Annotated in this window: 12 protein-coding genes and 1 pseudogene; 8 read left to right on the plus strand and 5 right to left on the minus strand. The window is 59.6% G+C overall.

Translation table 11 applies throughout. From position 1 onward, the window contains the following. Positions 1 to 11: 11 nt before the first annotated feature. Both H6M51_RS19260 and secD read left to right on the plus strand, forming a co-directional pair. Positions 12 to 731: pseudogene (locus H6M51_RS19260) on the plus strand (DUF3291 domain-containing protein). A 517-nt stretch (positions 732 to 1,248) separates the two neighbouring features. Continuing rightward, positions 1,249 to 3,765, plus strand: a complete 2,517-nt coding sequence (secD, locus tag H6M51_RS19265) for a protein translocase subunit SecD (protein ID WP_185811430.1) — start codon at positions 1,249 to 1,251, stop codon at positions 3,763 to 3,765. A 39-nt stretch (positions 3,766 to 3,804) separates the two neighbouring features. Here the strand turns inward: secD and H6M51_RS19270 are convergent, their stop codons facing one another. Next, the gene (locus tag H6M51_RS19270) at positions 3,805 to 4,065 is read right to left on the minus strand and encodes a helix-turn-helix domain-containing protein (protein WP_082510970.1); all 261 of its coding nucleotides are present in this window, start codon (positions 4,063 to 4,065) and stop codon (positions 3,805 to 3,807) included. 109 nt (positions 4,066 to 4,174) lie between these two features. On the opposite strand from H6M51_RS19270, the gene H6M51_RS19275 reads away from it, so the two are divergent. From H6M51_RS19275 to mnhG, 6 genes are read left to right on the plus strand one after another with little or no spacing between them, the layout of a single operon-like run. Further along, positions 4,175 to 7,096 carry a monovalent cation/H+ antiporter subunit A gene (locus tag H6M51_RS19275; RefSeq protein ID WP_185811455.1) on the plus strand — a complete coding sequence of 974 codons (2,922 nt, stop codon included), beginning with the start codon at positions 4,175 to 4,177 and terminating at the stop codon, positions 7,094 to 7,096. Beyond that, positions 7,096 to 7,428: a Na+/H+ antiporter subunit C gene (locus H6M51_RS19280; RefSeq protein ID WP_062278240.1), complete on the plus strand. Its 333-nt coding sequence runs from the start codon at positions 7,096 to 7,098 to the stop codon at positions 7,426 to 7,428. Before H6M51_RS19275 ends, H6M51_RS19280 begins: the two co-directional genes overlap by 1 nt. Next, entirely contained in the window at positions 7,428 to 9,062 is a 1,635-nt protein-coding gene (locus tag H6M51_RS19285; protein WP_185811431.1) for a monovalent cation/H+ antiporter subunit D, read from the plus strand. Before H6M51_RS19280 ends, H6M51_RS19285 begins: the two co-directional genes overlap by 1 nt. Next, on the plus strand, positions 9,059 to 9,535 hold the full coding sequence (locus tag H6M51_RS19290; RefSeq protein WP_062278236.1) for a Na+/H+ antiporter subunit E: 477 nt from the start codon (positions 9,059 to 9,061) through the stop codon (positions 9,533 to 9,535). The genes H6M51_RS19285 and H6M51_RS19290 overlap by 4 nt, the downstream gene beginning before the upstream one ends. Beyond that, positions 9,532 to 9,813, plus strand: coding sequence for a K+/H+ antiporter subunit F (locus tag H6M51_RS19295; RefSeq protein WP_062278234.1), 282 nt, complete (start codon positions 9,532 to 9,534; stop codon positions 9,811 to 9,813). Before H6M51_RS19290 ends, H6M51_RS19295 begins: the two co-directional genes overlap by 4 nt. Continuing rightward, positions 9,810 to 10,190: a monovalent cation/H(+) antiporter subunit G gene (gene mnhG / locus H6M51_RS19300; RefSeq protein WP_062278232.1), complete on the plus strand. Its 381-nt coding sequence runs from the start codon at positions 9,810 to 9,812 to the stop codon at positions 10,188 to 10,190. The genes H6M51_RS19295 and mnhG overlap by 4 nt, the downstream gene beginning before the upstream one ends. Before the next feature lie 383 nt (positions 10,191 to 10,573). Here mnhG and H6M51_RS19305 read toward each other — a convergent pair whose 3' ends face one another. From H6M51_RS19305 to H6M51_RS19320, 4 genes are all read right to left on the minus strand, one after another. Next, a complete protein-coding gene (locus tag H6M51_RS19305) occupies positions 10,574 to 12,934 on the minus strand; it encodes a hypothetical protein (RefSeq protein ID WP_185811432.1) in 2,361 nt (786 codons plus the stop codon). Between the two features lie 146 nt (positions 12,935 to 13,080). Continuing rightward, positions 13,081 to 13,659, minus strand: a complete 579-nt coding sequence (locus H6M51_RS19310; protein ID WP_185811433.1) for a PIN domain-containing protein — start codon at positions 13,657 to 13,659, stop codon at positions 13,081 to 13,083. Continuing rightward, positions 13,649 to 14,095, minus strand: a complete 447-nt coding sequence (locus H6M51_RS19315; RefSeq protein WP_062284952.1) for a hypothetical protein — start codon at positions 14,093 to 14,095, stop codon at positions 13,649 to 13,651. Before H6M51_RS19315 ends, H6M51_RS19310 begins: the two co-directional genes overlap by 11 nt. Positions 14,096 to 14,275: 180 nt before the next feature. Beyond that, a complete protein-coding gene (locus tag H6M51_RS19320) occupies positions 14,276 to 15,736 on the minus strand; it encodes an FAD/NAD(P)-binding protein (RefSeq protein WP_185811434.1) in 1,461 nt (486 codons plus the stop codon). Positions 15,737 to 15,859 lie beyond the last annotated feature (123 nt).

Raw genomic sequence — 15,859 nt, forward strand, 5'->3', positions numbered from 1 at the left:
GACGAGGAAGCATGCATCACCTGGCCATCTATAACTTCAACAAATTTCGCGTTCGCTCGGACGAGCCAGTGAATCAGGATTTCCACGACAGGAACGAGGTGAATTTCCGTGCGGCCGAGGTCAGCAGAGGTTTCATAGCGCGTTCGGGTTATGAGGGAGAGGAAGGGCCGGCCAGTTGGGGGCCTCAGGTATTCCCGCGCTTCTATATCGAAAATGAGGATGGCTGGGCTCCATCGTCACTTTCATTATGGCGTGACCTGCCGTCACTGTTCGCCTTCTCCTACTCGGGCATTCATATTCAGGCCATGAAAAATGCTCGGGATTGATCTGATCGACATACATGGCCACCTTACGTCTTTTAGTGGGTGCCTGAAGGCCATGTCCCGGATTGGCAGGAAGGCGTCGACCGCCTGGAACACCTGCATGACCATGGCCCCTCCTCAGTCGCCTTTGATTTCAAGAAATCTTTCGATCCTTTTGGGAACTCAACGTCGGTAGATGGAGCCGCAGTCCAACGTCTGAAAGGAGAGAATGTCTCTGCTCAGGCCCCCATTGCAGTGCACAGAAGGTGGGCTGCTTGTCTGCTACGGTCCGAGAGCGGAATTATGCTCCGTTATACGCCCTCATTTCAGACCTTCAAATCACCATCGCTGTTCCTCGGAAGCCGACGTTGCCGATACGCGTTTTGCCCATCAGTTGAATCGCGGCTAGAAAAACTTTCCAGGATATGAGATTGCTCTGGTTAAAGGATGTCCATGGAAGTCAATGACATGAGGCCTCGCTCGCCATTTTGGCAGGGAACGCACCTCTCGGTCGTCATAGCAAGCCTGTTCGCGTCGCTGCTTCTGTTGTCCGGCGGCGACGTGTTCGGTCGCTTCCATGCCGGGCTTTCGTCTGATGCTGCCATATCGCGGTCCGATGCAGGACATGCAACGGCTGGCGCCCGAGGTGAGACCCGCTTTTTGGTTTCGTCCGAGCAGTCCTCGCGACCGAAGCTCAGGCCGACCCCAGGCGGTGACGGCTGCCTTGCGCCCGATATCCAAGCCTTGCGGATCTGCCGTTACAGCCATGTCACGCTGCATGTTTCCGGAGACCGTCCGCGCCCACACGCGCCACTGCCATACCGGTCGCGCGCACCGCCATCCATCCAGCAAACCGCCTGATCGTTTCGCCGCCATCGCTTCGATGGCTCGACCCGTTTGTGCCACGGCCCATCATGGCTGCGGTCACAACATGCTGGATTTTTAAATGAAGAACTCGCTTACGAAGGTGATGGGCTATCTGCTCGTCATCGTGCTCGGTCTGCTCGTCGCTTTGCCGAACGTGTTGCCCGATTCCACCCTGTCCCGTCTCCCCTCCTGGCTTCCACACGAACGTGTATCCCTGGGTCTCGACCTGCGCGGCGGGTCGCATCTCGTATTGGAAGTTGATCGTCCCGCCTTGGTGGACGAATGGCTGCAGAGCTTCTCCCAAGAGGCCCGCTCCACCCTGGTCGAAGCGCGTGTTCAGACACGCAGCGTCCGTCGTGATGGCGATGCCGTTGCGATCGTACTCGCCGATCCCGCACAGATGGCGGCCGCAACCGAGGCGCTTTCGGTTCTCAACAACCCCGCCGTTACGCTCGCAGGGGCCGGCGCTCCGGAACTGGCCGTCACCACGTCGGGCGCGGATACGCTTCGGATGGTACCCACAGAACAGGGCATTAGGGCCCGGATGAGCCATGCTGTCGAGCAGAGCCTCGAAGTTATCCGGCAGCGTGTCGACCAGGTTGGTGTCGCAGAACCCACCATCCAGCGGGTTGGAGCCGATCGCGTTCTCGTTCAACTGCCTGGCGAACAGGATCCATTACGCCTGCGCGCCCTCCTCGGCACCACCGCCAAGATGAGCTTCCATCTGCTTGGGGAGCCAGGGGCGCCTGGGGTCAAGGCGCTTGAGGACGACAGCGGCCGGAGCTACCCGGTCCAGACAACCGTGCTGCTTGCGGGCGATCGTCTGGTCGATGCCCGGGTGCAATTCGATCAACAAGGCGGCCAGCCCATCGTCTCGTTCCGCTTCGATAGCGTTGGTGCAACCCGATTTGCCCAGATCACGCGCGACAATGTCGGTCGACCCTTCGCTATCGTGCTCGATGACAAGGTGCTCAGCGCACCCGTGATCAGAGAGCCGATCACCGGCGGGGCGGGGCAGATTTCCGGGGAGTTTTCCGTCGATGAGGCCAACACCCTGTCGGCGCTTCTGAGGGCCGGCGCGCTGCCTGCCAAGCTGACAGTCATTGAAGAGCGCACCGTCGGGGCAGATCTCGGAGGTGATGCTATCGAGATGGGCATCGTGTCTGGACTGGCGGGCTTCGGTCTTGTCGTCGCCTTTATCCTTGCCCTCTACGGCACCTGGGGCCTGCTTGCGGTTCTGGCTTTGTCGCTGAATGTTGTGCTGACCTTTGCAGGGCTGACCTTGGTCGGGGCAACGCTGACCTTGCCCGGTATTGCGGGCATCGTGCTGGGCATCGGTCTGGCGGTCGACGCGAATGTTTTGATCAACGAACGCATCCGGGAGGAAGTCGGAAAGGGACGGGGGGCTTTCGCCGCCATCGACCATGGCTTCGCCAAGGCCTATTCCACGATCATCGATAGCAATGTCACGGCCCTCATTGCGACAGTCCTGCTCTTCTGGTTCGGTTCGGGTCCCGTGCGTGGCTTTGCCGTCACCATGGGCCTCGGCATTGCCATTTCCATGTTCACGGCCGTTTCGGTCGTGCGTGTCGCTATGGTCGCCATCGCCCGCCGTTACAAGCTGAAGACGATCACGATCAAGCCGCTCCTGCCCTTCAAGCTGATCAAGGACGGTACGAAGATCGACTTTATGAAAGTCCGGCTCTTCGGCATCGCCGTCTCGGCCTTCCTGTCGATCTCGTCGATCATCCTGTTCATCACTCCCGGGCTCAACTACGGCGTCGATTTCAAGGGCGGGATCCAGCTTGAACTCTCGACGACCGGTCCTGCAGACCTGGCAGGTCTGCGTTCCGGTTTGGAAGGCCTGAACCTCGGGGAAGTCGCCCTTCAGGAGTTCGGCGACAGCAATCACGTCATGCTGCGCCTCGAGCGTCAGCCAGGCGGCGAGCAGGCGCAGACCGATGCAGTCTCGAAGGTTCGCGAGACGATCCAGACGATCGATCCCTCGGCCAAGATCGAACGAACCGAAGTGGTCGGGCCGAAGGTGAGCGGCGAACTCGCGACAGCGGGTCTGACCTCCGTCATCCTCGCGTCGCTCGCGATGCTCGTCTATATCTGGGTGCGGTTCGACTGGCCCTTCGCCGTCGGAGCGATCGCGACGCTCATCCTCGACGTTACGAAGACGATCGGCTTCTTCGCTTTGACCGGCCTCGACTTCAATCTGACGGCGATCGCAGCCCTACTCACGCTGGTGGGTTACTCAGTCAATGACAAGGTGGTGGTTTACGACCGCATGCGTGAGAACATGCGGCTCTACAAGACCATGCCCTTCCGCGACCTGATCAATTTATCGATCAACGAAACACTCGCGCGAAGCATCTACACTTCGGCGACCGCCTTCCTCGCCATGCTACCAATGGCGATCTGGGGTGGCAGCGCGGTGGAGAGCTTTGCGGTGCCCATGGTTTTCGGCATCTTCATTGCCGCGTCTTCGTCGGTGTTCATCGCAGCGCCGATCCTGCTTTTCCTCGGCGATTGGCGGACGCGACGGAAGATCCAACTGGCAGGCAATCTGTCGGAACAGCAGGCTGCTTGAACCATCTGGGCGGGTCCGGGCAACAGGGCCCGCCTTGGCTCACGTCGTGGCGGATGAACAGCAGCAAAGGCCGGGGCAACCATCTGCATTGGTGAAACGCAGGCCGGCTTTCTCGAAAGCGAGCCGCAATTGAGCCTCCGTCGAGCGGTGCATGCCGTGACGCTGGCCTTCGAAGTCGCGGATCGTGCTGCGGGAGACAAGTGAATGGGCCGCCAGGTCTTCCTGGGTCCAACCGAGATAACCGCGTGCCGCACGACACAACGCGGGCGAAAAAACTGGGTCTGTTTGGGGTTGATCCATACGTGAACTTGCCTACATTGGGTGATATCGCCCATTTAGGTCGAATTTTTATAATTTCTAGTCCGTTGCATTGTTCTCGGTCTCATCATTGAAAGGAACTGGATTTGGGATAACGCTCGATGCTTCGATCCTTTTGCTGCTGGTCCTTGTGCTCCCGTTTGTGGGGAGCTTCGCCTCGGCCTTCATTCTGAAGACGACTTCACGCGACCTGCCGGTCTTTGTCGCAGGCACCACTACGCTACTGGCCCTGATCCTTTCGGCATCAACCTATCCCTTCGTCACCCACAACGGCGTGTTGCGGTTCAACGCAGAGTGGCTGCCGCAGTTCGGACTGGATTTTTCTCTGCGGCTCGATGGTTTCGCCTGGATTTTCGCCATGCTGGTCACGTCGATCGGCTTTCTCGTCATCCTCTATGCCCGATATTACATGGGCAAGGACGACCCAATCCCGCGCTTTTTCTCGTTCCTGCTCGCCTTTATGGGCGCAATGCTTGGCATCATCGTCTCCGGCAACGTCATCCTGTTGTCTGTTTTCTGGGAACTCACCAGCATCTTCTCCTTCCTGCTGATCAGCTACTGGCACACCAGTGCTGCAGCCCGCGACGGGGCGCGTATGGCGCTGACGATCACCGGGATCGGCGGGTTCTGCCTGCTAATCGGTATGTTGCTTCTCGGCAAGATCGTCGGCAGCTATGACCTCGACAAGATCCTCGCCTCCGGTCAGCTCATCCGCGAGCATCCGCTTTATCTGCCAACACTGGTCTTCATCCTGCTCGGCGCGCTGACGAAGAGTGCCCAGTTTCCCTTCCATTTCTGGCTGCCGAACGCGATGGCAGCTCCCACACCCGTCTCCGCCTTTCTGCATTCCGCCACCATGGTGAAGGCAGGCGTATTCCTGCTTGTGCGTTTTTGGCCCGTGCTCTCGGGCACCTATGAATGGTTCCTGCTCGTCGGCCTCGCCGGCATCACGACACTTTTGCTCGGCGCTTACCTCGCGATGTTCCAGCGCGACCTGAAAGGGCTGCTCGCCTATTCCACCATCAGCCATCTCGGCCTCATTACCACGCTTCTGAGCCTTGGCAGCCCGCTCTCGACGGTGGCGGCGATCTTCCACATGCTCAATCATGCGACGTTCAAGGCATCACTCTTCATGGCCGCTGGGATCATCGATCATGAGACGGGCACGCGAGACATGCAGCGGCTGAGCGGCCTTTACCGCTACTTCCCGGCCACCGCGACACTTGCGATGGTCGCGAGCGCTGCCATGGCGGGTGTGCCCCTTTTGAATGGCTTTCTGTCCAAGGAAATGTTCTTCGCCGAAGCCGTCGAGACCCATGCCAACTCCTGGCTCGACGTCATCCTTCCCTATGTTGCGACGCTTGCCGGTATCTTCAGCGTGGTCTACTCGCTGCGCTTCATCCATACGGTATTTTTCGGTCCGCCTCCCGTCGACCTGCCCAAGCAGACACCGCATGAGCCGCCGCGCTGGATGCGCGCCCCCATCGAGATCCTCGTCGTCGTCTGCCTCGTCGTCGGGATCGTTCCGGCGATCTCCATCGGGCCGTTCCTGCAGACAGCAGTCGAAAGTGTGCTTGGCGACCGGACGCCGGAATACAGCCTCAGCATCTGGCATGGGTTCAATGTCCCGCTCCTGATGAGCCTCGTGGCTCTTGTCGGCGGCTTCCTCCTCTACATGGCCATACGGGGCTACCTGTCCCGGTGCGAAGATGGTCCGCCCTATCTGCGCCAACTTAAGGGCCAGCGTCTGTTCGAACGCGTCCTGGTCACCGTTTCCTGGCGCTGGGCGCGCCTGGCGGAGAGCCGGCTCGGCACCCGCAATCTGCAGCCGCAACTCAGATGGATTGTCGTTACCGGCTTCCTCGCCGCAACCCTGCCGCTTTACCTCTCGGGTTTCGAGCGACGGCCGATTAGCTTCTCGGCCGTTGATCCCTCCTTCGGCCTGTTGTGGGTAATCGGCATGGCTCTGGCAATCGGCGCAGCGGTCTCGGCCAAGTATCACCGTCTGGCCGCGCTCATCATGCTCGGCGGCGTCGGTCTGATCGTCTGCATGACCTTCATCTGGCTGTCTGCGCCCGACCTCGCCATCACGCAGCTCCTGGTCGAAATCGTCACCACGGTCCTGATCTTGCTCGGCCTGCGCTGGCTCCCGAAGCGCAGCCCCGACAGGGGTGAGGTGATCACCCTGCAGAGCCGCTTCCGACGTTTCCGCGATCTCACGCTCGCGATCCTCTGCGGGGTCGGCATGTCGGCGGTGGCGTTTACGGTTATGACGATGCCCGTGCCGGATGCGATTGCCAACTACTTCCTGCAAAATGCCTATGCCGAAGGCGGCGGACGGAATGTCGTCAACGTCATCCTCGTGGATTTCCGCGCCTTCGATACGCTCGGTGAAATCACCGTTCTCGGTATTGTGGGCCTGACGGTCTACGGTCTGCTACGCCGCTTCCGCCCGGCCGAAGACAGCATGGAGCTGCCCGAGCAGCAGGTGACGCAGAACCGCTTCGATGCGGACCAGCCGGAGCGCTCTCCGGGAGACATGATGCGCGACTATCTGCTCGTGCCCTCAGTGCTGATGCAGTGGCTGTTCCCGGTCATCATCACAATGGCGGTCTACCTCTTTATGCGCGGGCACGACATGCCGGGCGGGGGGTTCTCGGCAGGTCTTACCCTTTCGATAGCCTTCCTGTTGCAGTATCTCGCCGGAGGCACGCGTTGGGCTGAAGATCGCATCCGTATCCTGCCGCTCCGATGGATGGGCGCCGGCATCCTGACGGCCGCTGCTACCGGCGTCGGTGCTTGGCTTCTCGGCTATCCCTTTCTCACATCGCACTTCCGCTATCTGGAGGTCCCGCTGATCGGCAAGGTCCCGGCGGCAACGGCATTGCTCTTCGACCTCGGAGTCTTTGCCTTGGTCGTCGGCGCAACGGTCCTCATTCTCGTGGCACTGGCCCACCAGTCGATCCGTATCAATCGCCTGCGGGCACTCGAAGCCAAGGGGGAGAAACGCTGATGGAAATCGTTCTTTCTCTCGCCATCGGCATGATGACCACTTGCGGCGTCTGGCTGATCCTGCGGCCGCGCACCTATCAGGTGATCATTGGTCTGTCGCTTCTATCCTACGCGGTCAATTTGTTCATCTTCGGCGTCGGCGGCGTGAAGAGTAACATGCCGCCTATACTCGAAGACGGTGTGATCTCGACGAGCCTCAGCGATCCCGTGCCTCAGGCGCTGGTCCTGACCGCAATCGTCATCGGCTTCGCCACTACCGCACTCTTCCTCGTCGTATTGCTCGCCGCTCGCGGCCTCACTGGCAACGACCACGTCGACGGGAGGAACGAGTGATGTTCAGTTGGAGCCAGCACCTAATCGTCACGCCGATCCTGCTGCCGATGGTGACGGCAGCCCTTCTGTTGTTCATCGACGAACGCAACCGCACTTCAAAGGCCATGGTGAGCCTCGCCGCAGTCGTGCTCCTGTTGTCGAATGCCATCATCCTGTTCATGGTGGAAAGTGGCCCGAACAGCTTTGAAAACGTCTATCTGCTCGGCAATTGGGCCGCACCCTTCGGCATCGTGCTCGTCATCGACGGTTTGTCGGCGATGATGCTGCTCTTAACCGCGATCCTCGCACTTGCCGCACTCGTGTTCTCTCTTGGCAAATGGCATGCGGTCGGGGCGCATTTCCACAGCCTGTTCCAGTTGCTTCTCGTCGGCGTCAACGGCGCTCTGCTGACCGGTGATCTCTTCAACCTCTTCGTCTTCTTTGAGGTCATGCTCGCCGCATCCTACGGACTGTTGCTCCACGGCACCGGGACGCTTCGGGTCAAATCCGGCCTTCACTACATCGCCGTCAATCTGGTCGCTGCCCTGTTCTTCCTCATCGGCGTGAGCCTGATCTACGGCACCGCAGGCACGCTCAACATGGCAGACCTTGCCTTGCGCATGCCCGACATGGAGGCGGATCGGCTGATCCTCATGGAGGCGGGTGCGGCAGTGCTCGGCGTTGCCTTTCTCATCAAGGTCGGCATGTGGCCGCTCTGCTTCTGGCTGCCCACTGCCTATAGTGCGGCCTCAGCCCCCGTGGCCGGCATGTTTGCCATCCTCAGCAAGGTCGGCATTTACGTCATACTGCGCCTGACGATGCTGCTGTTCGGGGATGGGCCGTCTGCCGGCTTCGGCGCCGAGATCCTTCTCATCGGCGGCATGGCGACGCTCATCTTCGGGACGATTGGTGTGCTCGCATCGCAGGCCCTCGGCCGTCTTGCGGGTTACTCGGTGCTGGTCTCCTCCGGGACGCTCCTGATGGTGCTCGGCATCAACGACGGCGTGGTGTCCTCTGGCGCGCTGCTTTACCTTGTCAGCTCCACCCTGACGATCAGCGCTTTCTTCATGCTAATCGAACTCGTTGAGCGCGGACAGGACGCGGGCGCCAATGTCCTGGCCGTCACCATGGAAGCCTATGGCGATGGTGAGGAGGCCTACATCGAAGACGGGGAGGGAACCGCCATGCCCGGCACCATGGCCATCCTCGGCATCTGTTTTGCCGCCTGTGGCATCCTGCTTGCCGGACTGCCGCCACTTTCCGGCTTCATCTCGAAATTCGCCATGCTGTCGGCGATGCTGGGGACCGGCTCGATCGGCACCACGCCGGATCCGGCAGTCTGGGCATTGATCGTGCTCGTTATCCTGTCCGGTCTCGCGGCGCTGATATCCATGACTCGCAATGGCATCCGCACATTCTGGGGCTCGATCGAAGGTGCCGTGCCGCGGGTGCTGGTTGTCGAACTCATCCCCGTGATGCTGCTCCTGTCCTTGACGTTTGCTCTCACCATCCTGGCTGGCCCCGCCATGACCTACATGGACACCACCATCAGGACACTCTCCAATCCGGCAGCCTATGTCGATGCAGTCCGCAATGCCTATGTCGTAGAGGGAGTGGCATCGTCGGATGCAGAGAATGCAGGAGGTGCGCCATGATACCCCATCCTCTCTTAAGCTTGTCGCTCCTCGTGATGTGGCTGCTGCTCAACGATTTTACGGTCGGGCACCTAATCCTCGGATCTGTTGTTGCGGTCTTCGGTGGCTGGGCTATGGCCTCGCTCCGGCCCAATAAGCCGTTGATCAAAAGGTCGTATTTGATCCCGAAGCTTTTTTGGCGGGTCTTCGTCGATATCGTTAGGTCCAACTTTGCCGTCGCCTCGCTCATTCTGCGCGGCAAGCGCCAGAAGCACATGTCCGGCTTCATCTCCATTCCCCTGCGCATTGAGCACCCGACGGCACTCGCCATTATGGCCGTCATCCTGACCAGCACCCCGGGTTCCGCCTGGCTTGCCTATGACCGTCGCCGCAAGACAGTGCTCATTCACGTGCTCGACCTGATCGATGAGGAAGCCTGGGTGAACAACATCAGGGATCGATACGAAAGCCTGCTTCTGGAGATCGTCGAATGAGCGTCATCATTCTGTACACTACCGTCTCGATCGCCAAGGTGCTGTTGGCATTGGCGCTGATGATTGCGGTTCTGCGCATCTTCATCGGCCCGCGCGCCCAGGACCGCATCGTCGCGCTCGACGCTTCCTACATTATCGCCATGCTGCTGCTCGTGACCTTCGGGATCGGCAGCGGACGCAGCGTGTATTTCGAGGCGGCCTTGGTCATCGGCCTTCTCGGCTTCGTCTCGACGGTGGCGCTTGCCAAGTTCCTGATGCGCGGGGAGGTCATCGAATGACGACATTGCCTGTCGCCGACCTTCCCATCTGGGTCGTCATCCTCGTCTCTGGCCTGCTGCTGATCGGCTCGATTCTCACGCTGCTAGGTGCGATCGGCCTTTTGCGCCTGCCAACTTTCTACGAACGCATCCACGCTCCGACGCTCGGAACGAGCTGGGGCGTCGGCGCAATTATGCTGGCCTCTATCGTGTATTTCTCGATCGTCGGCTCCCGCGCCGTGCTGCATGAGATCCTTATCGGCATCTTCGTCACGCTGACCACGCCAATCACTTTGATCCTGTTGGCGAGAGCTGCCTTGCACCGTGATCGCTCCGAGGGGGACCCATCTGTTCCGAAGGAGGTTTTGCCAAAGGAGATCCCTGATGCCGAAGCTTGAAGATACGGGCAGAACGGCAATCAACTCCGCCTGAAGTCGTCAAGCTCGGAGGCGGCGAGCCTTTACCCATCGCAGCTTTTCGTCTCATCCATTCGCTACCTTCGTTTTGTTCGGCCGAACTCAGACTATTGCGCCCTTCTCATCGATGTCCTGTGTCACCGTCCGTCTCACCAACGACGGACCGTCCGCTTTCGGCCCTCTTCCGGGCAGCCAATAATAGACCAGATGCTTGATCTGCCTCATTTATTTACCGCCTTCCACCGGAAACGATGGCGGGTCGTTGGTTCACATCTCTTCAAGGCGGAGACAACAGGCAGTGTCCGAGACGGGCGTTGATACTTTGTGCATCTGCCTCCAATCGGCTGAGCGACGCATCCGCCCCTCTACGCTGCCTCCCATACCTGGTTGAGGATCCGCGCCGCCAATGCTGCTTTGTCCTGCGGCAGAAAGCGCCCATAGTGTTGCTGCACGACGTCAGGCGTGTCCTGGATAGCATAACTTGCCTGCTCATAGGATCCTGTCTGCTTTAGAATGTGTGTGGCGAGCACGTCTCGGACATTGTGGGGGCCATGTGGTAGCAGACCCTTAATTGCGCCGCGGCCGGTATACGGATTGTATATGCCGTAGCGCTGAATCGCCAACCGCCAAGCCTCGTAAAATGTTGTCTGATTGTACGCTGCATCGATACTGGTCGTCTTGACGGTCTTGACGAAAAGCGTTCCCGGATCGGGTGCGCGCCCGAGCAGGACCTTCCTATGCCGCTCGATATAGGCATTGAGATAGGTGTAGAGATCAAGAAGATCCGGCAGCACCAGACGAAACGGCTTCTGCCCGAAAAAAGATGAGCCCGAGTTCTTGAACGCGTTGGACGGGATGAAGACCTCCCAACCACGCTCCCGTTCGTTCCATCGCAGTTCGCCACGCTTCATGTCTTCGAGCCGGCGTTCTGCCGTCGGGAATTGTCCGCGCGGGCAGACCAGCAACTGCCGAAGGTTTTTCTGCCTGAGGCCAAGATGTAAACCAAGCCTTAGCATCAGGAACGAACGGACGGCCTCAGCGGCTGCTCTCGGGTACCGGTGCTCATCGGGCATTCGCTTCAAGATCTCCTCGGTGATCTTGCGATACTCAGCGAGCGGGCTATCTGCCTCCAGTACGCACATGATAGGCTCGAACGGATCGCGGTGGACCCGCATCACGCGCTGGATTTCTTTTGATCGGTTGGCTGCATGGCGATGGAAGTCCTCGCACGCACCGTGCCAATCCTGACGAGCAGCTGCAATCTCGTTTGTGGTGATCAGCCCGTCGATCGGCTTCACGTTGCGCAACAGTTCGGGATGTTGGCGGATCCAGCCGACTTCAGCCCGCGTGAGGGCCATAGCCACCATCAGCATATCTTCCTCCCATTTGGTGAAGAAGCCGCGACGGCGCTCCCGCCATTGCAAATACCAGTCCCACACTCCGGCGAAGATCAGGAGACCGAAGGTGAGTTGGCTGAGCGGCACTCCTCGACCTTTGACAACCCCGTTCGGGGATGCTGCAAGTGCCCCAAACATCAGGCCGAGGTGTTCGATCTTCTGGCTGGCTGTCTCCTCATTCCAGACGCCATTCCTGCGGTAGCCTATCTCGGTTAGTGTCGACGTCTTGAAGCGGATCAGGTCTGCCATCTCCATCGCAAGCCGAGGGGGTGCATCGATGACACCGGAGAGCAGATCTGGATCCTCCAGCCCCTCGGTCGTAGGTCCTTCGTCGTCCTCATCTCGCCGCCAGCTAGAAGCCGCCAGTCGAGGAGTGAGCGCACTCCCGCCATATGTCACCCCAGGGAACCGGATCGCGTAGCGCTGCTTCGTCGCCGCTGCCTGGAAACGTCTGTAGTCCGTCGACCCTGAGATGATGACGCGCCTGACCCATTCCAGGATCTCTTCGCGCTTGGAAAAAGGCAGGCTGCCGAAGTCGTCGGGAAGATGCCAGCCTAGCCGGCGCCGCTCCGCGGGACTGATATCTTCTAAATCGTGGCCATATAGCGATCTGGACTGATGGGGCAGTTTCGCTTTGAAGTAGCCGTTTGGCAGGCCGTATCTGCGCTCGATACGGCCAAGTACGTCATAGCTGGCCACCGATCGAGGCACACGCTGGCCCTCAATCCACGACAGCAAGGTCTTCCTATCAAAGTTTTCGTCTATGCGAACGACAGCCCGGTGGAGTTGCCAGTAACTCTCGCCAAAGCGGCGCATCTGATAGGCGAGTGCATCGGCGAATGAACTCGGGTCTTCGTTCGCCTCAAACAATGGTTCTGGTTTGTCAGACACTGGTCTCGGCTTGGGGCCGGGGTGGTTAGGGGATGGCGGGCTCTCGACCCCTGCGACTTCTCGATGATGGCTCGTCGAGGAAGGTGCGACCCTTTTCCTGGCGCCGGCTTTCAGCATTGCATGCGGTCTTTTGCCTCTTGGAGCGTCGTCTTCCACAGGCGGCTCCTTCAGCCAGCGCATGATCGCATCCAACGCTGGTCGCAGTTGCTTCTTCAGCGTTGTCGTCAGGGCTTCATCGATTCCGCAATCATGTGCAATGTGCCGCCAGTCATAGCGATTGTTCGCGAGAGCGGGTGTCTTTCGAAAAGTGATCAAACCGATAAGGTACGGCCTTATGTTTTCTAAGACCCCATCCGGCGCCACGGGTGCGATACGGACATCGCAGTAGGTCAAAATCTTCTTCTGAAAATGATGTTTGGAAAGATCTTCGTTTGGCATGTGTCATTCCGCAGTTTCTCGGGGCCTCAGGCCGAGGGCGTGCGGAATTAGGGGCAGACAGTTAAAAGTCCGTAAAGCCGGCGAGGGCGACACGGTAAACCAGGGAAGTCGTCGGGCGTTCTCGGTAGTTCAAGGATGGCGCCAGCTCACTTCAATCCGGCTATGTTCCGGCGGAGCACTGCTGAAAACTTCTTCAACCCGCCTTGATCAAGCGCGTCGATGAACGCCTCAACCGATGGGACTGTCTTACGCAGATTATGCCTCGCACTTCTGACGCTGGAGATTAGCGCTTCCGGAAACGCCGTATGGAGATCGGCAAGAAAATCATCTGGCGACTTGCTGGTCACACCATGGGCGAGGAGGTTTTTCGCGGGAAAGTCTTTGACGTTCAAGGTGACGATGACGGAGGCTTTGCCGGCGATGGCTGCTGCGAGGACATGTCGATCGTCGGGATCCGGTAGCGTGAGATCCGCAATAAACGGGCGATGGTCTTCCACGACTGCCTCTGGGAGGACAGCGTTCATCCGATCGCGCGTGGCTTCCAGGCGTTCGATGGACAAGCCTGGTGTGTTGGCGGCGAGATTGCGCATCCACTCGTCATGTATATCATCGGTCCAGCGCGCCTCGACGAGGCCATCGAAAGCGCACTGGATCAGAATGTTGCGCAGGTGGAAGGGGTAGAGGACGCAGGCATCGTAGACCGCGACTGGCGGATTAGAGGCCATAGGTCTCGATCAGGTCCTCTGTGTCCTCGGCTAGCGCTTCCATCGCCGTTTGTCGTTTGTCGAGCTTCGACTTCAACGCGAGCACGTCCTTAAGGAGGGCGCGGCGGTGTTTGCCGACGTAGCGGAATGGCAACTCGCCCCGGTCCATACGTAAGACGACGAGCGGGCGGGAGATACCGAGGATGGCTGAAGCTTCGCTCGGGCTTAGTTCCTGGTCCTCGGCCAGCACGGCAACACGCTCTCCGCGCAGCATGTGCGCCAGAAGGGCTTCAACAGCTGCGGCGGCTGATGGCGGGATCGGGAGCGTCCGCTCCTTGCCACCTGCGCCACGAACGTGGAGTTCCAGCCTGTCGCCGGCAACAAACTTTGGTAGGGGCGCTGCCGTCTTTCGGTCGTGATCTGACAGTCTGGCGAAATGAACAATTTGGCTGGCCATGACGATATCTCCTTATCCGCCAATGTAGCGAACAAGGCCTCTAACTGCAATAACTGAAAGCTCGGAGTTGGTCGGAACGCTGGTTCGATTCACATCAACTGCGACGCTAAGACTTCTGCGCGCTTTCGGTTCGCATGTAATGCTGCCGTCAGCATCCACCAGGGAGCTGACGCCAGCCATTCACACCGTGGGGCTAATAACTATGGTCCTCGTTTCGCGGGCACAACAGCCGATAATCCGATCCACAAGGCTTGCAGCCTGTGCGGCAATTTCCGGGACGCCTGTCAGCTCACCGAATGCTGGGCGAGCGGGCGGTCCGGCGATAAAGAGCGTGGAGTTTGGGGTTCCGGCGGCGGTGATAGCGCGGCCTGCGATGTCGCAAGCGAGGCCGAGACCGAGCGGATCCGACCGGATGAAGCCATCCCGCTGCATGCCAAGCAGAAACCGCTGATGGGCCGCATAGTCCTGAAAATCAGGGCCAGTCGCCAGAAGGATGTGGCGGCAGCGAAACTCTGTTCTTCCTGCACGGGACTTTAACCCCGCAATGAGGCCTTGCTTGTCTTCAGTGATGGAGACGAGATCGCCGGTTTCCAGTCTGACCCGGCCAGTGTCGATGCCCAGCTCAAGGACGGCGGCCCCTTGAGGTGGCATGCGGTACCGATGAACATCGTACCATCGGCGGAGGCGCCTCAGGAACTTTTGTCGCTCGCGCATCGGCAGCGCTTGCCACAATGACGGTGCATGCTGACGCAGAGCATCGAACACGGACTGCCAGGGTATGCCCTGCGCCTGCGCATCGCTGATCGTCGCTCGCACCTTCGATAGAAGCTTTTTGGCCGACGTAAGGTCGGTGCTGCTGAAGTCACCAAAGGGTGAAAAGCCACCGCCGGCATGCGGTCTCGGCATAAGGCCTGTGCGGGAGAGAAGGCTGACGGTCCCGGTGTGGCCAAGGGCCTTCAGGCGGCAGAGCGCATCAATTGCGGTGAGACCGGAGCCGACGACGAGGACGGGATCGCACTTGCCGATTTCGTTGAAGCCATCGGCGGCAAGGACGTCCTTGATACGGCTCGTCGCCGAAGCACTCAGCCTGTCGACGGCAGGTGGTCTAGATGCAGGAGGATGCCCGGTCGCAAGGATCAGAATGTCGGCCATGACGATGGTGCCCTCAGCCCCGCATATCCGCCACTGCTCATTCTCTCGCTCGACAGCCCGAACGATATTGCGGATGTGTCGCACCGCGCCACTGTCGAGATGGGGCGCAAGTTGTGCCTGCATGAACCGTCCGAAATCTCTACGCCGAGCGAAGATGCCTTCCCGGGTCACGGCATCCGGATCGACGGTGAGCGTTCCGCTGGTCTGCAACCAGTTGAGGAAGGCGGATGGAGAGCCGGGGATGGCGCGCATTCTGTGTGCCGCGACATTCAGGCGGACATCGATGTTCCTGACATCATAGGCAAGGCCACAGCCTAGCTGCTCCCGGGGCTCGAAGACGGTCACCTCTTCGATGTCCCGAACCCCACGCTCCACCAGAAGCTTGGCAATAATCGCGCCCGTGTATCCGCCGCCGATGATTGCGACGCGAGAGCCGGGGCGCGGCATATGCGCCTGCAGTCTCGGGGACGACATCCTGATCTTCAACATGGCAGTCTTCCTTCCGGTTCGCGGGTGGCAGATCTGGGCATATTTTCTATAAAATATATGGAGATTAAAAACGCTTGTCTACTGCTTCGGTTCCTCGGCTGTTACCCATGCTTCCGATGCAGT

It is taken from the genome of Rhizobium sp. AQ_MP, from assembly GCF_014237835.1.
In the GTDB taxonomy this organism is placed as follows: domain Bacteria; phylum Pseudomonadota; class Alphaproteobacteria; order Rhizobiales; family Rhizobiaceae; genus Allorhizobium.